The sequence below is a fragment of the Promicromonospora iranensis genome, from assembly GCF_028994805.1.
Classification (GTDB): Bacteria; Actinomycetota; Actinomycetes; order Actinomycetales; family Cellulomonadaceae; genus Promicromonospora; species Promicromonospora iranensis.
In genome coordinates this window covers 109,355-129,482 of record NZ_JAJQQP010000003.1, presented here as the reverse complement: position 1 = coordinate 129,482, position 20,128 = coordinate 109,355, and the positions used below count along the sequence as shown (strand labels likewise).

General features: G+C 66.8%; 18 protein-coding genes. 8 read left to right on the top strand and 10 right to left on the bottom strand.

All coding sequences use genetic code 11. The features are described 5' to 3' along the window. Positions 1–11 precede the first annotated feature (11 nt). From LUM46_RS05570 to LUM46_RS05555, 4 genes are all read right to left on the bottom strand, one after another. Positions 12–1,127 carry a hypothetical protein gene (locus LUM46_RS05570; RefSeq protein WP_274992789.1) on the bottom strand — a complete coding sequence of 372 codons (1,116 nt, stop codon included), beginning with the start codon at positions 1,125–1,127 and terminating at the stop codon, positions 12–14. A 27-nt stretch (positions 1,128–1,154) separates the two neighbouring features. Further along, on the bottom strand, positions 1,155–2,024 hold the full coding sequence (locus LUM46_RS05565; RefSeq protein ID WP_274992788.1) for a protein NO VEIN domain-containing protein: 870 nt from the start codon (positions 2,022–2,024) through the stop codon (positions 1,155–1,157). 717 nt (positions 2,025–2,741) lie between these two features. Then, the gene (locus LUM46_RS05560) at positions 2,742–3,146 is read right to left on the bottom strand and encodes a hypothetical protein (RefSeq protein WP_274992787.1); all 405 of its coding nucleotides are present in this window, start codon (positions 3,144–3,146) and stop codon (positions 2,742–2,744) included. Between the two features lie 116 nt (positions 3,147–3,262). Continuing rightward, complete coding sequence (locus tag LUM46_RS05555) at positions 3,263–3,919, bottom strand: helix-turn-helix transcriptional regulator (protein ID WP_274992786.1); 657 nt, start codon at positions 3,917–3,919, stop codon at positions 3,263–3,265. Between the two features lie 142 nt (positions 3,920–4,061). Here LUM46_RS05555 and LUM46_RS05550 point away from each other — a divergent pair, with 142 nt between their 5' ends. The 3 genes from LUM46_RS05550 (at position 4,062) to tyrS (ending at position 7,303) form a co-directional block, all read left to right on the top strand. After that, positions 4,062–5,318, top strand: coding sequence for an HAD family hydrolase (locus LUM46_RS05550; protein ID WP_274992785.1), 1,257 nt, complete (start codon positions 4,062–4,064; stop codon positions 5,316–5,318). Beyond that, entirely contained in the window at positions 5,315–5,722 is a 408-nt protein-coding gene (locus tag LUM46_RS05545; RefSeq protein ID WP_274992784.1) for a class I SAM-dependent methyltransferase, read from the top strand. Before LUM46_RS05550 ends, LUM46_RS05545 begins: the two co-directional genes overlap by 4 nt. Before the next feature lie 192 nt (positions 5,723–5,914). Beyond that, the gene (tyrS, locus tag LUM46_RS05540) at positions 5,915–7,303 is read left to right on the top strand and encodes a tyrosine--tRNA ligase (protein WP_274992783.1); all 1,389 of its coding nucleotides are present in this window, start codon (positions 5,915–5,917) and stop codon (positions 7,301–7,303) included. Between the two features lie 212 nt (positions 7,304–7,515). Here tyrS and cysS read toward each other — a convergent pair whose 3' ends face one another. Then, a complete protein-coding gene (gene cysS, locus LUM46_RS05535; RefSeq protein ID WP_274992782.1) occupies positions 7,516–8,901 on the bottom strand; it encodes a cysteine--tRNA ligase in 1,386 nt (461 codons plus the stop codon). Between the two features lie 479 nt (positions 8,902–9,380). Between cysS and LUM46_RS05530 the strand changes: the two genes are divergently transcribed. Together LUM46_RS05530 and LUM46_RS05525 are read left to right on the top strand one after the other, a co-directional pair. Continuing rightward, entirely contained in the window at positions 9,381–9,995 is a 615-nt protein-coding gene (locus LUM46_RS05530) for a DUF4291 domain-containing protein (protein ID WP_274992781.1), read from the top strand. After that, positions 9,995–10,672: a hypothetical protein gene (locus LUM46_RS05525; protein WP_274992780.1), complete on the top strand. Its 678-nt coding sequence runs from the start codon at positions 9,995–9,997 to the stop codon at positions 10,670–10,672. Before LUM46_RS05530 ends, LUM46_RS05525 begins: the two co-directional genes overlap by 1 nt. 555 nt (positions 10,673–11,227) lie before the next feature. On the opposite strand, the gene LUM46_RS05520 is transcribed toward LUM46_RS05525, so the two are convergent. Continuing rightward, the gene (locus tag LUM46_RS05520) at positions 11,228–11,515 is read right to left on the bottom strand and encodes a DUF1330 domain-containing protein (RefSeq protein ID WP_274992779.1); all 288 of its coding nucleotides are present in this window, start codon (positions 11,513–11,515) and stop codon (positions 11,228–11,230) included. A 286-nt stretch (positions 11,516–11,801) separates the two neighbouring features. Between LUM46_RS05520 and LUM46_RS05515 the strand changes: the two genes are divergently transcribed. Then, the gene (locus tag LUM46_RS05515; RefSeq protein WP_274992778.1) at positions 11,802–12,632 is read left to right on the top strand and encodes a DUF4253 domain-containing protein; all 831 of its coding nucleotides are present in this window, start codon (positions 11,802–11,804) and stop codon (positions 12,630–12,632) included. On the opposite strand, the gene LUM46_RS05510 is transcribed toward LUM46_RS05515, so the two are convergent. The 4 genes from LUM46_RS05510 to LUM46_RS05495 form a co-directional block, all read right to left on the bottom strand. After that, entirely contained in the window at positions 12,604–12,966 is a 363-nt protein-coding gene (locus tag LUM46_RS05510) for a GNAT family N-acetyltransferase (RefSeq protein ID WP_274992777.1), read from the bottom strand. The genes LUM46_RS05515 and LUM46_RS05510 overlap by 29 nt on opposite strands. Positions 12,967–13,023: 57 nt before the next feature. Beyond that, positions 13,024–13,992 carry a hypothetical protein gene (locus LUM46_RS05505; RefSeq protein WP_274992776.1) on the bottom strand — a complete coding sequence of 323 codons (969 nt, stop codon included), beginning with the start codon at positions 13,990–13,992 and terminating at the stop codon, positions 13,024–13,026. Positions 13,993–14,161: 169 nt separating this feature from the next. Then, positions 14,162–15,217: a hypothetical protein gene (locus LUM46_RS05500; protein ID WP_274992775.1), complete on the bottom strand. Its 1,056-nt coding sequence runs from the start codon at positions 15,215–15,217 to the stop codon at positions 14,162–14,164. Positions 15,218–15,545: 328 nt separating this feature from the next. Continuing rightward, entirely contained in the window at positions 15,546–16,220 is a 675-nt protein-coding gene (locus tag LUM46_RS05495) for a hypothetical protein (RefSeq protein WP_274992774.1), read from the bottom strand. A 637-nt stretch (positions 16,221–16,857) separates the two neighbouring features. Between LUM46_RS05495 and LUM46_RS05490 the strand changes: the two genes are divergently transcribed. Both LUM46_RS05490 and LUM46_RS05485 read left to right on the top strand, forming a co-directional pair. Next, positions 16,858–19,572, top strand: a complete 2,715-nt coding sequence (locus tag LUM46_RS05490; RefSeq protein WP_274992773.1) for a DNA/RNA non-specific endonuclease — start codon at positions 16,858–16,860, stop codon at positions 19,570–19,572. Next, positions 19,569–20,099 (top strand): SMI1/KNR4 family protein, encoded by a 531-nt coding sequence (locus LUM46_RS05485; protein WP_274992772.1) that lies wholly within the window; start codon positions 19,569–19,571, stop codon positions 20,097–20,099. Before LUM46_RS05490 ends, LUM46_RS05485 begins: the two co-directional genes overlap by 4 nt. The last annotated feature ends 29 nt before the right edge of the window (positions 20,100–20,128 follow it).

The window sequence follows — 20,128 nt, the reverse complement described above, 5'->3', positions numbered from 1 at the left end:
TCAGTGCGGTGCTACACCTTGAGCGCGTCGGTCAGATCAAAGTTGGTACGCCACGGAACCCACCGGTCCAGGTCCGGCCCGTGGACGCGCGCATCGAGGTGCTCGATCTCGGCTCGCAACGCTCGGACAGACCCCTCAAGATTGGACGCTTCCTTGACCCTCGTCACGGCATCCGCGCCCGACCGTGGTGACACCGGAGCGCGCAGCCAGTTCTGCTGCGCGTCCTTTCTCGCCTCGCTGACAGGGCGTGCTGCCTCCTCCATCTCGCTCAGCATGGAACTCAGCGAGTGGTGGAGCCGCGTCTGCAGGGCGCTGTTACCGGTGAGCCGGACCAGGACATCGAGCTTGGCCAGCTCGTGGAGGAACAGGGCACGCGAGTTCGCCGCGATATGGGTACCAAGGTGAGTAGCGCCAACCCATGCGGCCTTGGCTGCGTGCCCCGAAACGTCAAGCACAAGGATCCCTCCTGCCATGCCGAAGCCTCCCGCGGCGAGGGAGCCTCCACCGAGCAGCGCCAGCCCTGCGCTCGTCGCGGCAGCCCCATGCAGGCCCAGCACCAGCGTTCCTATAGCCTCGCCGACCCCGGGGATCCCCCCGATGAAGAAACTCGCCGCGCTGATACCGACAGTGCCGAACTTGAACGCAATACCGGTGCCCCTGCTGAGCGATTGTCGCCGCAATCGGCCAACGGTCTGCTTGTGCGCCCGCGCGACGATCTGGACCGGTCCGACCGCCATACGTTCGTCGAGCAGCATCAACTGCTCGGCGATCGCCTCCTCTGGACCCACCTCCCATGAGATACCGTTCCTTGGAAAACGAATCGACGTCGCCACCTCCACCAGAACCGCGTTGCGCTGCCCGTCGCTGAACTGGCCTCCGAGGCGGACGAGCGTCTCACGAGCGGTCTCGAAGTAGGCGGTCCGGGTCAGGCTCGGGTCGAGCAGACCGCGGACGTCCAGAGACTGGTCCGTCGCGAACCACTCACGTTGAGCGGCGATCTCTTCACCGATCACCTGCCCCTTCGCGACTCGCTTGGTCTTGGAGGCGACGCGATCCGCCTCCCACGCGAGCAGTGCGACCAGGCGTGCGGCAAGAATGCACTCCGTGCCGAAGTCAGCAGGGGACACCACAGCAACTCCCTCGGTAATGATCAGCTACGTACGCGGAGTCCACCGGTACGCCGTCGGGCTGAGCTCCTTCGACTTCGGCCTCCACTCACGGACGACGAGGTCCCCCGAACCGGGAACCACTCGACCGTCCCTGACCTTGATGTGCGAGACGATCCCGATCCGGCACTGGCCCTTGTGCGCCGCGGCCCAGCGCACCTCACCCGCCGTCACCAGCACCGACGTCCCGTCTGATCGAGTGCCCTTCGCTTCCAGGTACAGGACCTCGTCATCACGCGTGGCGACGGCGTCGTAGGGACGAGCCACCCGAGTGTCCTGGACAGACCAGCCGTCGGCGACGAAATGCGCCGTCAAGAGGTCCTGGGCGTAGTCCTCGATCGCCCGACGAACCGCGCTGTCGGACTCCCAACCCTGACCTGCGGGACGGGTACGTCGCAGCGCCACCGGATGCTCCTCGTCGGCGAGCCGCCGGGCCCAGAGGTCTTCGATCCGGACGACGGCGCCGTCGTCCGCCGTCGAGGTACCCGATCCCTGAATGTTGTTCCAGGGGATTCCAGGGGCCTCGGCGAGAAGGTATTGGACCGAGAGCGGCTCGCGTGGGTCCACGATCATCGCATCCCAGGACACGTCCACACGGTTGGTTGCCTTCTCCTCGCCATCGACCCGCTCGCCGAGGTACGGGACGCTCGTCGTGATGCCGGCGGCGACGATGCCGCGTGGGCCAGAGCCCTGCCGGAGCAGGAACACCCGGCGCCCACGAGGAATGTGGACGTGCCTGCCCACCGACCACCACCACTTGACCGGTTCACCCGCCCGCGTCAGAGCCGCGCTCTGCGTCCACTCCTGCTCCATCAGCGTCGAACGAGCAGGATTCCAGGTCAGGAATGTGGCAGGCACGGTGCCTCCTTGGGGCGTCAGCGAAGCCGCCAGTCTGGCAGCCGGAACCTCGCCTGCCGCAGCCTGGTCGAGGTGAGCCGTGGGTGATCTATCGAGCAGGGCCACGAACGTCAACAGGCCACCGGAACTACGCTCCCCGTCGATGAACTCGGCGCGCGGACCGAGCCGCTCCGCTCATGGCTCACGCTCGACAGCGTCGGGTATCTCAGCCGCCTGGGCAGTCGCCCGAGCCGGAGTAGCACGGCTCGTAGCCAGGACCGTAAGACTGTTCGACGGGTGCCGGGCGTTCAATGAGCGGAAGTCGATCGAGGGCACGGCGAACAGGAGCATTGTGGCGATCGCGACGACGGTGGTGATCGCATGGCCGAGGAAGAGCGAGCGGGCGTGGCGTCGGAACGCTGCAACGACCATCACGATCAGCGCCGCCCCGTCACCGGTGCCCAGATGCGGTACACCGAGATGGTGTCGGGGTGGGGTCCCTCTCTTACGGGGACGATGAACCCAATGGCTTCGACGCGGTTGCCGAAGAGAACGAAGACGCCGAACCAGACCGCGAATCCACAGAGAATTTCAATCGCGAGCAACCACCTCTGAGCCGGCTCGCGACCGCGTTGGTTGTGCATGGCACGCGACCTCCGGTGGAGACCTGTTCCCGGAAGAGTATGGAGCGACCCGAGATGCGTCGAGGAAACGCAGATGGACAACCGCCGTCGAGCCTCACTGAGCAGCGGCGCTGGTGGACGCTTCCTGCCACGTCAGAGTCCACTCGCCCGTGTTCATCGTGAGCCGCCTGCCGAACCCGAGCCACATTCCGTGCATGCTGCGCTCGCTGGGGTCGATGATCAGTTGGAGCACGCCGTGGTAGGTCATCCCCTGGTAATGCCCGTTCGGAGCCGTGGTCTCGCGCCAGGTTCCGCTCGCGATCGGCGGTTCAAGGGCAAGCTCGAGACTTACCCGCGAGCCGGAGACGAGTGGCAGGCTCTGGGCGACCAGCCGCTCACCTTGATGATGAACGACGAGGTAGTGCTCGTCGACCAGATCCGCGGATCGACTGGAGCTGCGGTACTTGTATTGCGAGAGCCAGATGCCTTCGAGGCTAGGTTCAGCCGCACCTACTGCCATTTCCGGCTCCTTCACTGCTGAGTGTCCCGCCTGACGGAGTGCGCGTTCCCCGAACGTACTACCTTCACCGGGAGCTCTCGGTGTCCGTCTGGCCTACATGTTGCCTTCTCTGGTCCTCAGTTGACCTCGGGTTCCGCGGGGCTCTTGCCGTACCGCTGACGTGTCACCTCATCTGTGGCGGTATCCACGAGGTTCAGTGTCCACGGCCCGGAGTCCACGCGGAACTCCTTGTCGAACCCGACCCATCTGCCCGCCATGCTGCGTCCCGTGGGGTCCACGATGACCTGCAACGCGCCGTGATAGACAGCCCCCTGGTAATAGCCGTCAACTGCCGTGTGCTCGGTCCAAGTACCGGTTGCAATTGGCCCGCGCACCGTGAACGACAGCGACACGGGAGAGTCGTTGGAGCCCGGCAGGCTCTCCACGGAGAGCCTGTTGCCATCTTGCCGAATGACCACGTAGTGGTGACGAGTGATCGCTCCTCGCCCGGTGCTCTCGTACGCGTAGCGGCTGTGCCAGATGCCCCCCAGGGCGATTCCGTCTGCCACCGGAGCGTCCGGTGCCGTCAGCTCGTCCTGTGTCAGGCCCACGGCCTTTGCAATGAAGGGAAGCCACTCACGTGGAGTCCGCTTGCCCTTCTCCCACCGGTAGATCTCCTGGCGCCCCAAGGTGCCGATATCGACGCCTGCAGTACGACACGTCTCCGCGGCCAGTCTGCTCTGGCTCCAGCCGAGCTCCGCCCTGCGCATACGAATCTGATCGCCAATCCCCATCCCGTCATTCTGGCCTACACATGGCCTACAGACAGGGCGACACCGGGTATCTAGTCCCCGATTCATCCGGAAGGAACTGTGGTCATGGGCAAGCCAGAACCAGCTTCTCCCGCACTTCCACAAGCCTCCAGGAGACGGATCAGTGGCAACTACTCAGAGCCGGACGACCCCGAGACGGTTCGTCGCCCTGGACATCGACGGAACACTCCTTGGGCGTGACGGAAGAGTGCCGATCGGAACGGTCGCGGCACTGGACCTGGCCCGCGCGGCCGGGCACGAAGTGGTGCTGGCGACGGGTCGGTCTCTCGTAGGGCTGAGTCCGGTCGCCACGCAGCTCGGCCTGATCGACGGGTTTGCGGTGTGTTCGAACGGCGCTCTCACGGTGAGTCTGGACCGAGCTGTCGCCTCTGGCTACGTGATCCAGCATGCTCAGCGGTTCGACCCTGCACCTGTCGTTCGCCGTGCTCTCGACCTTGCGCCCGGGGCCCGGATCGGCGTCGAGGACGTCGGATGGGGGTGGCAGGTGTCCGAACCGTTCGACCCTGAGTTGCTGAACGGCGAGCAGAAGCACGTCCCAGTCGTGGACCTGTGCGCGATGCCGGCAACGCGGATCGCACTGCACGCGCCGGGCATCAGCCGGCACGTCGAGGCCCTGGCCGCTACCGGAGTGACGGTGATCCCTGGCGGACAGGACTGGCTGGACCTGACGGCGCCTGGCACCGGAAAAGCACCCGCCCTGGAGCGCCTCCGCACCCAGCTCGGCATCGGGCCCGCCGCAACGGTTGCGGTCGGCGACGGGCACAACGACTTGGGCATGCTTGCCTGGGCCGGCCGCGGTGTCGCGATGGGTCAGGCCTCCGAAGAGGTGCGACAGGCGGCGGACGAAGTCACCGGCACCATCGACCAGCACGGGGCCATCGCGGTCCTCCGTTCTCTGCTTCCCGACGACATCCGGACAGATGCGCTCTCACCGCTCGCGGGGCAGCTCTCGGTCGCTGCTCACACCGCATCGGGCCCCATGGCTCTGCGGGTCTGGCACGAGGACCGCTCAGAGATCTCGCGTTGCGACACCTGGGTCCTTCGTGACGGCGTCTGGGTACGGCACAGCCCGATCCCGTCTGGCACCGGGGCGACCATGCGCGCGATCGAGCTCGCCGCCGGCGAAGCCGGTCTCGCCTATCCATGCGGCGACGTCGGCCGCCGTCGTGCGCACTGGCGCAGCGTGCACGACGGCCGAGGCCGGACCGGGTTCGAGTTGCCTCTCTACATGCGGCGGGATGCTCCGACTGCAGACTTGGCAAGCCGGTCACGTTTAAGTTCACCGACGAGATCCCCAAGTCGTTCGGGGTATCGGACCGTGTCCTGGCCTCCGACCCGGTCGAGGCATGGTCCGGAGTGATCTACAAGAACCGCACCATCTGGCTCGACCTGCTCACCTACCTCCTGGTCCAGCCTGGCGCCTGTGCGATGGAAGCCGAGGACCCCGCAGACCGCGGCTCGGACATGTCGTTCTACCCGGCTCTCGTCAACGGGGCATCGTTCGCTGCCCTGCACCGCCGCCCCGCCACAGAGACCACACTCGAGGTCGGCGCGATCGGGAAGGGCCCCGACGCGGCCCTACTCACCCGACGGCTCGCGGACACGATCGCCCGCTACGGAGCCCACCACCGCGGCGCTGATCCGCTCTTCAAGTGGTGGCCCGTCGGTACCGAGCCAGACGACGATGTCTCATCGTCAGTGGCGGTCCTGCCACGCTCACACGGCACGCTCACGATCAACTGGCCCGAGGCAGGGCACCAGTGACGCGCCGAGTCGTCCGCGGGCGGATGGCCATCACGCGTGCATTCTCAGCTCGCGATGCTGCGCGGATACTCCTCGAAGACGGCACACGGCGGCAAGGCTCCCCATGATCGATCTCAAACGTCGGCCGGGCCACCCCGCCGATAGGCTCCACCAGCACGAACTCACCACCGACCTCAGGAGCAGCAGACGACCATGACCCGCCTCGCCCAGTCCGTCCAGACCGCCACCACGCTACTGCGCGGAGCGGACCTGGCCGACTATCAGGCGGTCACCGACCTGCTCACCGAGACCACGGCCCGCCGCACGATGGACCTGTCGGACCTCTCGCCGACCGAGCAGGCCGAGTTGATCGCGGTCCGCACCCAGCAGCTCCAGCCGACCACGGCCGCGCTCGCCGAGCGCCTCGCCAAGGCGGCTGCCGAGGACCGGAAGTTCATCGCGAAGTTCGGCATCGACCCGACTGGCTCCGAGGTCCATCTCGGCCACGCCGTGCCGATGATGCTGCTGTCCCGCTTCCAGCGGATGGGGCACCAGGTCGTCTTCATCGTCGGCGACGTCACCGCGAAGATAGGCGACCCCTCAGGGCGATCCGACGAGCGTCCTGCGCTGACCGACGAGGACATCGCCCGGAACCTGACGACCTACAAGGATCAGGTCACCCCGTTCTTCGACTTCTCTCACGCCCAGTTCCGCTACAACGGCGACTGGCTGCGCGACGTGAAGCTTCCACAGATTATCGAGATCCTCGCGAAGATCCCGGTCTCGATGCCGCTGCAGCGCGAGGACTTCCGCAAGCGGCTCGAGGCTGGCCAGGGACTGTCGGTGGCCGAGCTGATCTACTCCGTTGTCATGGCCTTGGACTCGGTCGAGATCGACTGCGACCTGGAGATCGGCGGGATCGACCAGTTCCTCAACATGCAGATGGGCCGCAAGGTCATGGAGATCAGCGGCCAGACCCCCGAGATCGTCGTGGCGACCTCGCTCATCGAAGGCACCGACGGCACGGGTGCGAAGATGTCCAAGTCCCAGGGCAACTACGTGCCGGTCGCAGCCCCTGCCGGCGAGATCTTCGGCAAGCTCATGTCGGTGCCGGACCGGTTGGTCGAGCCCTACTTCCGCGCACTGTCGGAATGGACCGACTCCGAGCTCACGGTCATCACCCAGCGGTTCGAGGCCGGGACACTGCATCCGATGGACCTGAAGAAGATCCTCGCAGGCGAGGTCACCGCTGCGATCCACGGCGTCGACGCCGCGATGAAGGCCCGTGAGGAGTTCGCCGCCCGGTTCTCGAAGCGCTCCTTCAGCGACGTCTCCGATCTCCCGGTCGTGGCTGACCTTGACCTCCCGGTCATCGAGGCCGTGAAGAGTCTCGGTTTCGCGAAGTCGAACGGCGACGTGCGTCGCGTCGCAGAGCAGAACGGTCTGCGGATCGTCGTCGAGGCCGATGACGGGCAGGAGCAGACGACGCTGACGCTGGACGACGCCCGCAAGAGCCTGGCGACGGTGCTCGCGGGGATCGACACGACGGCTGGCGAGGTCTTCCTCAAGGTCGGACGCAAGCTAGCCAAGATCGCCGGCTAGTTCCATGGTCGGCGGTGCCGAAGGGAAGTTCCGGGCCGTCGTCTTCGACCTTTTCGGAACTCTGGTCGCAGCGCCGACCGCCGCCGACCGTTCCTCGGCGGCAGCCGTTCTCGCGGCTGCCGCCGAGCGACCGGGCGCACAATCCGCAATCGCGAGGGTCTCCGCCTGGCTCGGCAGAGACCTGGATCGGGCACGACATCGAGCCGGTTGAGTTAGCCCCCGGAGACGGCGTCGGCCAGCCACCAGCGGGTGCCGCTGGTGGTGTCTTCGATCACGATTCCCTTGCCCGTCAGTGCGTCGCGGATCTGGTCGGCACCAGCGAAGTCACGTGCCTTTCGGAGCTCTGTGCGACGCGCGAGCGCGGCCTCGATCTCGGAGTCGTCGACGGTGCGTGTCGCCAGGTCGAAGGTGTCGAACACGTCGTTGACCCGTTGAAGAAGCCGCTCGGCAGACGGTCCCGGCCGATGGGAACTGCGGTTCTGCTCACGGACGTACTCGAAGAGCGCGGCCAGGGCCGCCGGTGTGTCGAGGTCGCCGTCAAGACGTTCGATCATCGTCGCCCAGGTGGTCTCCGCGACGTCGACCGTCGCGGTCGGCTCATCGATGGAACGGTCGATCTGACGGGCCAGGTTCTCCACCCTGCGGCGTGCGCCGCGTGCCTGCTCCAGGACGGTCGCCGAGAGCTCCATTGACGAGCGGTAGTGCTGGGACAGGAATGCGTACCGCAGCGTCCGGTAGTCCCCCATGGCAAGTGCGTCACGGATCGTGAGGAAGTTGCCCGAGCTCTTGGACATCTTCGCGCCGTCGACCCGAAGCAGGCCTGTGTGTACCCAGTGGCGTACGAGTGGTTCCTTGCCCGAGGCCGCTTCCATCTGAGCGATCTCCGCCTCGTGGTGCGGGAAGATCAGGTCGACCGCACCGCCGTGCAGATCGTACTGAGGACCGAACAAGGCTTCGGTGATCGCGGTGTCTTCGATATGCCAGCCGGGGCGACCTGGGCCAAGCGGCGTGTCCCAGAAGGGCTCGCCTGGCTTGCGCGCCTTCCAGAGCGCGAAGTCCCCACGGTTGCGCTTGGCGTCGTTCTCGTCGATCCGGGCGACGGAGTCTTCCTCGGCGACCTCGGTCCGTCCAGACAGCTTTCCGTAACCGGAGTATGTCGACAGGTCGAAGTACCACCCATCGTCCAGTTGATAGGCGTGCCCGCGCTCGATGAGCGCTTGGACCTGGGCGACGATCTCATCGATGTGATCAAGGGCGCGTGCGTAGACGTCCACGCTCGTGTTCCCGAGCGCGTCCATGTCCTGCCGGTAAGCGTTCTCGAACTCAGCCGCAAGATCACGCGGATCGCGGCCCGACTCGGCGGCCCGTCGGATGATCTTGTCGTCGATGTCGGTGATGTTCTGCGCATACGTCACCTCGAAGCCGCGAGCCCGAAGGTAGCGGGCGAGGAAGTCGAACTGGGTGTACGTCTTCGCATGCCCGACATGCGCGAGGTCGTACACGGTGGGCCCACAGACGAACATCCGCACGACACCCGGCGTCATCGGCTCAAGCGGCTCGACGCGCCTCGTCAGAGTGTTGTACAGAGCGATCGCCATGTGTTGTCTCCAGATCCGCTTACGGGAGCGAATAAAGCGAGTTCGAACCATTATCGACGTCATCTGTCCGAGGCTCGCCACACTCGCTGTCGGCATCCTTTCAGAGCCGCGGCCTGCGGTCTTCATGGCACCGTGAACTGCGGCGTCTGTATCGGCCTCGATGCAGAAGTGCACGAACCTAGCGACCGCTCGGTCCATCTCTATACGTATGCGACCGCGTGTCCGGTTCCGCTGCCGCAGCTATCACCCCGGACCGCCAGCATGAGGTGGCTTCGCTTCACGACCTTTGGTTCTTGACTGGGCCGTCCACGTCACCGTGCTGCTTTGCGTCTACCTCGAAGTCCTCGCCAACAACACCGCTGCCATCCGCGCTGACGAGAATGCTTCGGACTGCGGGTCCGTTGGGATGACCTGGAACTGAGCCGTAGCCCAGAGAAAGCCGTGGCGTCCCACGTAAGACCGTCGATACGGTCGCGCCCATGCTCGAGATCCCACAACGGCAGGTACGTGCCGTGTTCGACGACGGCGCGGTCGTCGTCTACCAGGCCTACCCACCCGCGATCGCTGACGCCGCCCTGGCGGCCGGGATGTTCGTGCCACCGTTCAAGCGCGAGCGGATGACCTGGATCAAACCGTCGTTCCTATGGATGATGTATCGCTCCGGCTGGGCGACCAAACCCGGCCAGGAGCGCGTCTTGGCAGTCCGGATCACCCGCGCCGGGTTCGAGGAAGCGCTGGCGGCCTCATGCCTGTCGCACTTCGACCGGTCGGTGTACCACGACGCCGCGGCCTGGACCGCACGCAAGCGCCAGTCCGAGGTGCGCGTGCAGTGGGACCCCGAGCGGACATCGTCCGGCAGCCCCTTGCCGCACCGGTCACTACAGGTCGGGCTCGGCGGTAGCGCTGTCAGCGCGTACGTCGACGAGTGGATCGTCGGGATCGACGACGTCACCGAGCAGGTGCACCACCTGCACGGCCTGCTGCGCTCCGATCCGGACGCTGTCCCCGCCGTGCTTCCGCCGGAGAGCCCCTACCCCCTTCCCGACGATGTCGCCCAGGTCATCGGCGCAACACCCACGCCGGTTGCGGCCTGATGAAGCTGCCCGGAATTGCCTGGCGCACGCTCACGGCCGACGTCGCCGTGGGCGGGCGGAAGTTCCGTGTGGTGCGCCCGGCTCAGCCGCCGAAGCACGCGCCGCTGTCGACGGGCTACCGGTCCCACCAGATGCTCGTCGACAAGCCGTCGGCCATCGATCTCGCAGCGGCCTGGTGGCTCGCCGCCCGGTCCCCGCGGACGGTCGTGTGGTTGCCGCTACGCCAGACGGCGACGTCGTGCGGCAGCTGCTACGGCCGGCGGCTCGATCTGGTGCTGATGCATCACAGCCTCGGCCTTCCCGTCGCGGCATGGAAACAGGCCCGGGCACAGGTCCGCCAGCCCCGCCCGCACACCGCCGTCCTGCCCGAGCGCCCGTTCCCGGACCTCAGCGAGGCCGACTACGAGGAATCGCGCTGGCGGGAGAAACATGACCACCTGCGGTTCGCGACCGCCGCCGACACGCTCTTCCTGATCGGCAGCCGTACGGCGTTCGAGCTGCAGGCGGACCAACTGCGCGGCCTGGTCGAGGACTGTCCCGCCCACATGGCAGCCAGCCCCGGCACCCATTGCTGCGCCGAGATCGGGATCGGTGCAACGCCCTCTGCCTCGTCGGACAAGAACCGCCGCAACGCCTGGGGCGAGCTCCACGTCGAGTACTGCGCCGACCACCGGTAGACCCACGCGACCGGGCACCCCAGGGTGCCATTGCCGCGTTCCCACTGGTGCGCCATTTCGAGCCCCTGTGCACGGCTGGTGGCCGCGAGCTTGAGACGACAGAGAGCTTGAGACCACAGGTTCCAGGCTGACTGTGTATCCGATCACTTGAAACTGCTGATGACGTCACACGCCGACCTGGTCATCGCCGGCGGCCGGGACCCGCGTCCGGCGCGGACTAGAGAAACGCTGCGACCGCGACCGCGGCTGCCGCGGACGCGAACAGCGCCACGGGTATCCACCTCAGGATCCCCGAGCTCTGCGCTGCTCGATCCGATGACCGGATGCGGAGCATCGTGGCAACGCCCCCGATCAGCAGCAGTATGCCAACCATCAACAGAACGTCCTGCACGTGCACTCCGATTTCAGTAGTTCTCGCAGATCCATCTGGAGCGTTCAGACTCTCAGACGCTGGCACGATTCCATGCACGTTTCGGGAGGGACGCCGAATGGTGACCTCGTCGCGTTCGGGCATGTCGGCGCCTGAAGCAGCGAACGATGCTCACCGACCTGCTTTCAGGCCCCTTCCACGAGAACGACGCGGAAGGTTGCGCCCTTGAAGCGATGCTCGGCCGCGGCTTGGTACGCAGGGCTGTCGTACCACTTTCGCGCGTCGGCTGCGGTCGGGAACTCGATCACCACCACGCCCTCGGGTGCAGCGCCTTCAAGCACCTGCTGTTCGCCATAGGCGGCGAGGATCTTCGCTGGATGCCCCTCAAATGTCTCTCCGACACTCGCCAGATAGGCGTCAACCTCAGCCTGGTCGTGAGTGCTCTCTTTGAAGAACACGACGTATGCACTCATGAAGGGCTCCTTAGAACGATGTCCAGCGAGGGGCACGGGTGACAGCAGTTGGATGACAACCAATTCATCTTTGGCCCTGACGATAGTGCCCGCCACGACCTGCATGTGCTGACGCTCCTCGGCCTGGAGCCCGCTGACTGGCCAGCACCTCAACGCAGTGACTCCCGCGTTGCCTGGCCGCGGCGAGCACACTCGTAGGCATCGCGTCGCAGGCGTTCAGCGTGGAGCCGGCCGACGCCGCAGCTGCCGCACGTCAACGTCAGAGGTGCCGACTACGGTTCAGGCCGTGACCCACACTGACTTCCCAGCACTGCCCGACAGGCTCCCGCCCGGTCAGCTCCTCCGGGCAGCCGATCACGGCCAGAACCGCACCGCGCCTCGCGGCAAAGCGTTGCTGTGGATGTCCGACGCGCCCGTCGATGACGCCGGCGAGGCGTGGACCCGGCTGCGGCAGGAACATGAGCAGTCAGGCCTGTACCCGGTGCTGCTCGAGCACGATGACGACCGTGCCTGGGATGACCGGTGGTCCTTCCCGGAGACCATCGATGTGCTGGACGCCACGGATCCCGAGACGGCCCTGCGCACGCTATGGGACCAGCTTCAGGCCGATCGCGAACCCGAAGAAGATGACGATGAAGAGATACCGGAGGACGAGTGGCCGTCCGGCCCATGGCCGGGGCTCGCATCACCAGGCACGGGCGACGGCAGCCCTCTCGCCATGGCTGACCAGTACGCTGCGCATCTCCAGGACGACGTGGACTTCCACGGTCGACCACGTCGGTGGCGTCTCGGCCTGATCCCCGCTCGAGACGGTGCCAGTGCATTGACACTCGCCGGCTGGGACGGCCCGTGCAACCACACCAACGACACGGAGCTGATCTCCGCCGCACTGACGTCCTGGGGCGACCGCTTCGGGGCACACGTGGTCGGGCTTGGGACCGACAAGCTCTGGCTGTCAGTCGCCCACCCGCCCCAGGATCTGGCGCACGCTCTGGCCGTGTCACTCGAGCACTTCGCCTTCTGTCCGGACAACCTGTGGCAAGGCGGTTACGACACGATCGATCAGTACGCGGCCGCTCTCATCGGGATCAATGCCTGGGTGTTCTGGTGGGACTGAGCACCGCGCGTGGACGGCCGCCGCATGCTCCAGGTCGGTTGGGCGACCGCAACGAGCTCATCCGGACCGGCAACGGGACGCTCTTCTTCCTCCGCGTGGGGCCAGCCTTGGCGAAGCCCACCACCTGCTCGTCGACGACGGCCACCGCGAGGTCCCCCAGGCCGTCGTCGGACAGTCGCTCGTGCCACCGCCGCGCGCGTCGCTCGACGGTGTCGCTCTCCCAGTGCTCGGCCGGGAGCAGGCCGGAGTAGGTCTGCACCCAGGAGGTGTGGTGCACGACGGCGATCGCCTCGGCGTCGTCCAAGACCGCGGGTCGCACCTGGGGCTCGCTCATCGGCTCACGATGCCACCTGAGAAGCTCCGGAAGTGAAGCTTTTCCTGACTCCGCCGATCACATGCTCATCAGCAGTCGCTCCCGCCGCTGATCGAGATCTGCGAGCAGCGCACCGAGCTCGACGATCCGCAAATCGGTGCTCTGGTGCGCCTGTTCGACGGCACCCAGAGCCCCATGCACTCGGTCGAGGGTATCTTCGAGACGATTCATGAAGAGCTCGTTGTTGAAACGGTTGTCGAACAAGAAATCGAACGTCCCGATGAATTCGTGAGCCATCAGCTGCTCGAAGCGCTCGTATCCCAGGCCGTCCATCTGCCGCGAGAGCACGTGGAGAGACGCGCCAGCCTTCCGCATCAGCCCGACAGCCTGGTCCATCTCGTCGGCCTTGCGCCCGTCAGAGAGGATGAACGAGTTGCTGTGGGGCCAGGCCCGTGCCCGACGTTCATCCACGGCCAACGACCCGGAGCGGTCGAGATGGTGCAGCGCGGCGGTCAGTGCCGTGCGTGCGTGGTCGATAGCGCCGGCTACCTCACGAAGCTCCGTCAGCTCCAGACGGAGTGCGTCGGTCTGCTTCGAGAGCTGCCGCAGTTCCCCGGCGCCGTGCGCTCCGACCTGAATCGCCCAGGTTTCCTTGGCCGCGAGCGCGGCGGCGTGCCAGGTGTCGACGTCGCCAAGGCCTTCGAGGCCTGCACGCGCTGCCGAGAGTTCCCTCTCCCAGGTGTCGACCACGGCGCGCGCCGCCGCTACTCGAGCTTTGGCGGCATCCTGCTCAGACCGTCTGGCGGTGAGCTGGTCGGCACGCTTGCCGCGCAGGGCTGCCCAGATCCGGGTGAGGCTCAGGCTCTCGAGCTTCCGGACCTCGGCAGTCTCAGCGACGAGCACTTCCGTTGCCTGCGCGAACTCGTCCCGGGCCTCGGCGAGCGTTGACTGGACCACACCGAGGCGTTCGCTGAGTCGTCGGTGCTCACCAACAGCCTTGTGGGCGGCGCTCAGCTCGGCCTGGAACTGATGCCCGTCGTCCGACATGGGGCTCAGAGTACGGCGTGGCAGGTCACGACCGGCACGAAGTCCCGTCGAGCAGGTGCGGGCGACAGTAACGCCCCCACGCTAGTGGCCTGCTCACGCGGCCAGCGCCCGGGAGGCTCGCAGCTCACGTGTCGTGTCGTCGGCTTCGGACGGGCGCACAGTCTCTATCTCACTGGCTCCGCCGGTAGAGCACGCCCGACTCGGGCCTGAGACGCCGAGCCGGCCACACGAGTACCCCGACGCACGACGCGATACCCACGACGCCGACCGCCGATGGCAAGACGATCGCGCCCGGCTGGGCGAGGTGGTCGAGATCTCCCAGCGGCACTGCCCACTCGGGTTGCTCAGGATCCTGGACAACGACGAAACCGTCCCGGTAAGGCTCTACGTTCGAGTACCAGCCGGGTTCGAGCTGCTCGTCGATGTACCGTTCCGGCACGACGAGCTCGACGTCGTGGTACTCGGCCGTGACGCCGGTGTCCCGGACCTCCGCGAACACCTTGGTGGACACGGTGCGGTCGTCCCGGGTGTCGATGGTGACCAGCGCGTCGAAGGCCTTGGTCTCCACACCAGCGTCCTGCAGGTGATAGGCGATCACGGCCTCTCGTCCGCTGGTCGCCCACATGAGCACGCTCACGGCTACCAGCACGATTCCCACCGCCATCACCAGGTCACGGATCCGCTCGCGGCGCAGCCGAGCCTGGCTGCGGTCGGTGGCCCCGTCGACAGCATCGCGCACCTGCATGCGTAGGACGTCGTCGTCATCGGCTGACCCGTGCAGCAGGTCCAGGTGGGCATCAATGGTGCGTCGCGCGGCCCCGAAACGGTGATGTGCTTCGACGGCCGACCGCACCGTCGGCCGCATCAGCACGAGGCCGAACGTCAACAGGGCTCCGACAACCACCCACGTCACGAGCGGGCCGTCCTGGTAGACCTCGTCCTCGACGTCGTCCACCGTCATGATCGTGCCCGGGTCGGTCGGGTCGTCGGGATCGTAGAGCACCTGGAACGTACCGTCGTACGGGGGCGGCGCCACGACCCATCGGCCCTTCGGCAGACCATCCCTGTCGAAGCTGATCGACGGCAGGTCAGGCAGGGTCCGCGGACCGTCGGGATACTCGACGACCGCCCGGAGCTCCGACTCGCATCCCCTGCACGACCGGTAGTACACCTCCGCGTCGTGCGCCTGAGCCTCCGCACCGCTCTGGTACAGGTCGTGTGCCACGACATAACGGTCCTGGGACCAGGTCGCGAAAGCGATCCCGACGCCACCAAGCACGAGCATGAGCGCGCAAACCAACGTCACGAAGTACCCACGGCCGGTGTAGCCGCCGAGGACGAGCCTCGCAGAGGCAGCACGTGCCCCCGGGCTCCCGATCATCCCCACCTGCCGTCCTCGTCCGAAATCTCCGTCCGCATGATGCGGCACCACGCGTAGCTCGCGCCAGCACGGGAGGCCGATTTCATCCGCACGGCAGTGATGCAAGGCGTCGGGCCTGCAGATGCAGGCTCGGGAGTTCGCCCGGGTGAACAACCGTCTGCACCCGACCGCCTCACGAGGGTTCGGCGAACCGCTCTCGATCGGGACCTGGACCGTGGTCAGCACCGGAGTGCTCACCTTGGTGTCGATCGTGCCCTGGCGCGGGCAGCCGCGCCCTCTTCCTGCGGTTCCTTCGGATCAGCACGACAACGGGAACAGCCACGATCAGGAGAACCACGAAGGCGATCGCTCCGACGACCATCAGTACGTTCCCCACGCCGGCCACGTGGTCTCCGACGCTCTTGTCGTCGAGGCCAACAGGACGCGGCCCGAGCTCGTTTTCCAGCCAGTCGTACTCGACCTCCCGGACCTCACCCTGATACTCGATCGCGAGGATGTCGAACCTCATCGGCAGCTCGTTCCACACCACAGTGGCAGCCGTCTTCCGCGCGACGTCACCCTCCATGGAGTCGTGCAGCAGCACGATCGTCACGACGTCGACCGATTCCTCGGGGTGTTCGAGGTACTCCTTGCGCCCTGCGTGCACCCCCGCGTCGTCGAATCCCGCGGCGACGAGCTTCGACCGAACCGAGGCAAGGCCCTTGAGAAACTCGCTCGAGTCCGCCGTCGACGAACATCCGGTCAGGAGGATGAGCGTCGCAGTAAGCATGGCGAGCGCACGCCCGATAGGGCTGCTTCCGATGGAACTGTGTCCGCTTGCGGGACCATGCACGGCGCCACCCCTCATCCTCGTGAGCGAATGGTCCCATATCGGTCTCGGCGCCAGGACGGCCGTCCCCGGGCCCGCGAGCGCCGGGACACGAGAGTGACTACTGCATGTGTCAGCTCACGCGGCACGCAGGTCGTCCGAACTCGCGATGCAGGGCTCCCCCACGGCCCTGTTTCAGACCGTCCCGCGGCCATCGCGACACTTAGCTCGCTACCGGTCGCTTGAACCGACCTCTTCGCGGCACCCGTTCACCACAGGCCGCCGCCCTTACGGCGCTTGCTGCTGCTCCCCCACAGGCGCTTGGCCAGGTTCTTGCTACGGCCCTTCGTCGTGCTTCCCCACAGGCCGCGTTTCCAACTCTTCGCACGAGACTTCCGACCCCACAGACCAGCCATCAGCGACCCCCCTCGCGTGCAGACAAGCTTCCAGGCTACGCATGCCGCCCGTCCACGTGAATCGCAAGCCACCCGGTTGACGCTCCTGGACGAACCACCTGGTCCAGCGGCCGGCCGGCACACGGACACACCGCGAGAGTTGCTGCCCGTTCCCTGCTGCCGCGCGCCACGGGCTCACGGATGGGTCATGCCATCTTCCTTGCCCCCAACGTCTGCACCCCCGTACGGTTTGCCCGGATTCTCACGGCAGGGAGCTGAGGATGACCACGACACCGCTCGGGCGCGCATCCGCCTCTGCGCCGATCACAAGCTCCCGCCCTGCACCGCGGGAATGGTGGCAGCACCTGGCCGTATGGCGCTCCCGCTGGCTCGGCTCGCACCCGCGTGCCGCCCGGGTGTGGATGGTGGCCCGGACCGTCGTGCTGGCCGGGTCGCTGCTCTGGCTGCTCGGGCTGTGGCTGTTCCTCCCCGAGCTGCGTCTGGGGATGCGCGCCTACCTCGGCTGCCTGTGGGTCGTGGTCGCGTGGTTCGCCCTCGCGCGGACCAAGACGCTGACCTGGTCCGGGTACCTGGGCTTCTTCGCGTTGTGCGTCCCGTGGTCGATCGGCATCGGCCTGGTCACGACGGTCATGGCGGGCGAGGTCGCACAGTTCGACCTGTTCGCCGTCACGGAGACCGGTGCTCAGGTCGCCATCGCCGGCATCGTGGAAGAGGCCGCCAAGCTCGTTCCCGTCGCGGTCCTGGTCCTACTCGCGCCACGGCGGGCCGCCCGGTTCGCAACAGTCGACTGGCTCCTGCTGGGCCTGGCGTCCGGTACGGCGTTCCTCGCCGTGGAGGAATCGGTGCGACGCACCGCTCTGGCGACCGGCAACGCAGGCCTTGGTTCCCTGTTCGGCATGACGCCCGACGCCGTCCTGCCGCCGGGATACGTCCAGTTCGGGCTGACGCCGATCCCGAGCCCGATGAGTGCCGAAGGGGCGCTGCTGGCGCCGACAACGGCCGGAGAGTTCGGCGGGCACGCGATCATGACCGCTCTGGTCACCGGTGTGGTCGGGCTGGCTGTCGCAGCCTGGCAGGCACGACGTCGGCTGACCGCGCTCGCCCTGACCGCACTGTCTCTGGTGGTGCTGTGGTCCACGATCGCCGACCACGCGATGTACAACGCCGGCCTGGAGCTGTTCAGCGCCCTGCCCGGCGACGGCGACACCCCCGCCTGGCTCGACCCGGACTCCACAACCATCCCCTGGTGGCTGCGCGTCCCCTGGTCGTTCCTGGGCCACGGGCACGGACGCATCACGGTGTTCCTGCTCCTGGTCCTGGTGTGTCTCCTGGTCGATGCAGCCCGGCTCGCGGCCCGCCCGGCTGCCAACCTCACCGGGCGTCCCGCACCTACATGGGTCACGCGCCCCGCCCTCGGTGCCCCGGCCATGGTGAACACCGTCGCTGGTGCGATCACCAGCCTGGTCTGGGTCGTCGTACGCGATCTGGCTCAGGCGCTCGCCGGGCACGCACGACGCCCGCCGGACGACGACGAGCCCGTCGAGCCCCGGAGGGTCGCAGCCGCACGTGGTGCGACCCTGATCTCCGGGCAACGGACGCTGCGAGAACTGGCCTACGAGCACGCCTCGGCGCCCATCCACCCATGGGCGCGACGCCTGGCGGCCGTCGCGGTCCTGGCCGGACTCGGCTGGCTGGTCTTCGCCGCCGCGCCGGCCACGGCCCGCGAGATCGGGACCTCCACCAACGACCAGTACCAGCTCCCAGGGCTGAACCCCACCGACGCACCTACTGGACTCCCGACCGGGCCTCCATCCGGGTTACCGACGGATCTGCCCGAACTGCCCACGCAGATGCCCACCGGCCTGCCGACGGTTCCGCCCACCGACATCCCGACCGTCGCGCCGAGCGACCTGCCCACGTTCGCCCCGGACGACTTCCCGTCCCTGGACCCGGACTTCGAGTTCCCGAGCCTGCCGTCCGACACCACCCCGGGCTCCGCGGGCAGCCCCGACCAGTGGCTGGCCGGAGTACTCGATGCGCTCGCCGACTGGTGGCACGACCAACCGCTGCTTGCCCAGCTCGCGATCGGCGCCGGCATCGCCGCGCTGATCGTGCTGTCCGGCGGGTCGCTCGGACTTGCCCTGGGCATCTCCGGCGTCCTGACCTGGGGTCTGGACAAGTCAGCAGGCATCGCGACCTTCGTCCGCGACCCGCGGCAGGCCACCCGCGACTACATCGCCACCGCCACCCCGACCCAGCTTGCCGCCGACACTCTCGGCGTCGCCCTGACGTTCGCACCCGGCAACTTCGCGGGCGCCGCAACGGGCCGCGTCCTGCGCAACACAGCAGACGACCTGGTCGCCGACCCCCGCTTGTGGTGGGCCACACGCCGCGACGCCTTCGACTGGGCTGACGAGACCGGCGCGATCAACCCTGCGCTCCTCCTCAAACGGCATCCACGGAACCCTGCCGACCTGATCAAGAGCCACACCTACGACCTGGACGGAGCGCTCTACCACGTCGACGATCTCGGCCGACCAGCCGGGATCGAGACGAAGCTGACCAAGGACACGATCGGCGGCGCGACCGATCCGAAGGTCACTCCCCTCGGTGCCGCAGACGGACTGCATTCCGGCCACCTCCATGGTGCTCTGCTCGGCGGGCCGAACGATCACGCCGCGAACTTCGTCGCACAGTACGAACGAGCAAACAACCCATGGCAGCGCATGATCGAACGGGAAGTATCGAACGTGGTCAAGGCAGGTGAGGATGTCGCCTACAAGGTGACCCCGAGGTACGACGGCGGCGCTGTCGTCCCCTCTACGATCCGCATTCAGGCCGAAGGTTCGAACGGGTACCGGCTTGACTACACTCTCCCGAACAAGGACCTCCCCCTCTACTCGGCCGAGGTCAAGGCCGGAAATCTGCCTAGGAACGAGCACGGCTTCCGCTTCGGCACAAGGAACCGAGCATGAGCACACAAAGTTTGATCGACGCTGCCCACCTCACGCCCCCCGTACAACCGGTGGACTGGACGTACGTCGAGCAGCAACTCGATATGCAGCTGCCGGCGGACTACCGCCAACTCGTTTCTGCGGGCGGAGCGGGCGTCTGGTTCAACGACCTACGGCTGTATTCGCCCGGTGATCCCCTGCGGAGTCATGACTTACTGGACTCGAACGGCGTCTTCGAAGATCTCTTGCTTTTCTGGGAGGACGCCCCGGAGCTCCGCCCGGCGGACCTACCCGAGGACGCACGGCTGATTGCCTGGGCTACCACCGGTCACGGTGAGACGCTCTTCTGGCGCGTCGATGCCGACAACAAGACGGGTGTGTACCCGATCTATGTTGAGGACGGTGACGGCGCACGATGGGAGAGGTTCGACCTGTCCACCACTGATCTCCTGCTCGGCATCCTGCACGGGACGGTCAGCAGCCAACTGTTCTCGGACCTCTTCATGGATACAGAACAGGTGTTCCGCCCGTACACCCAGCAACCGTGACAGCCAAGCAGACGAACGAAGCCGTGGCC

Coding starts and splice junctions, on each gene's coding strand:
- LUM46_RS05520 (WP_274992779.1), bottom strand. CDS start 11,515: ATGAGTGCATACGTCGTGTTCTTCAAAGAGAGCACTCACGACCAGGCT.
- LUM46_RS05505 (WP_274992776.1), bottom strand. CDS start 13,992: ATGTCGGACGACGGGCATCAGTTCCAGGCCGAGCTGAGCGCCGCCCAC.
- LUM46_RS05490 (WP_274992773.1), top strand. CDS start 16,858: ATGACCACGACACCGCTCGGGCGCGCATCCGCCTCTGCGCCGATCACA.
- LUM46_RS05530 (WP_274992781.1), top strand. CDS start 9,381: ATGCTCGAGATCCCACAACGGCAGGTACGTGCCGTGTTCGACGACGGC.
- LUM46_RS05485 (WP_274992772.1), top strand. CDS start 19,569: ATGAGCACACAAAGTTTGATCGACGCTGCCCACCTCACGCCCCCCGTA.
- LUM46_RS05510 (WP_274992777.1), bottom strand. CDS start 12,966: ATGAGCGAGCCCCAGGTGCGACCCGCGGTCTTGGACGACGCCGAGGCG.
- LUM46_RS05555 (WP_274992786.1), bottom strand. CDS start 3,919: ATGGGGATTGGCGATCAGATTCGTATGCGCAGGGCGGAGCTCGGCTGG.
- LUM46_RS05495 (WP_274992774.1), bottom strand. CDS start 16,220: ATGAGGGGTGGCGCCGTGCATGGTCCCGCAAGCGGACACAGTTCCATC.
- LUM46_RS05560 (WP_274992787.1), bottom strand. CDS start 3,146: ATGGCAGTAGGTGCGGCTGAACCTAGCCTCGAAGGCATCTGGCTCTCG.
- cysS (WP_274992782.1), bottom strand. CDS start 8,901: ATGGCGATCGCTCTGTACAACACTCTGACGAGGCGCGTCGAGCCGCTT.
- tyrS (WP_274992783.1), top strand. CDS start 5,915: ATGACCCGCCTCGCCCAGTCCGTCCAGACCGCCACCACGCTACTGCGC.
- LUM46_RS05525 (WP_274992780.1), top strand. CDS start 9,995: ATGAAGCTGCCCGGAATTGCCTGGCGCACGCTCACGGCCGACGTCGCC.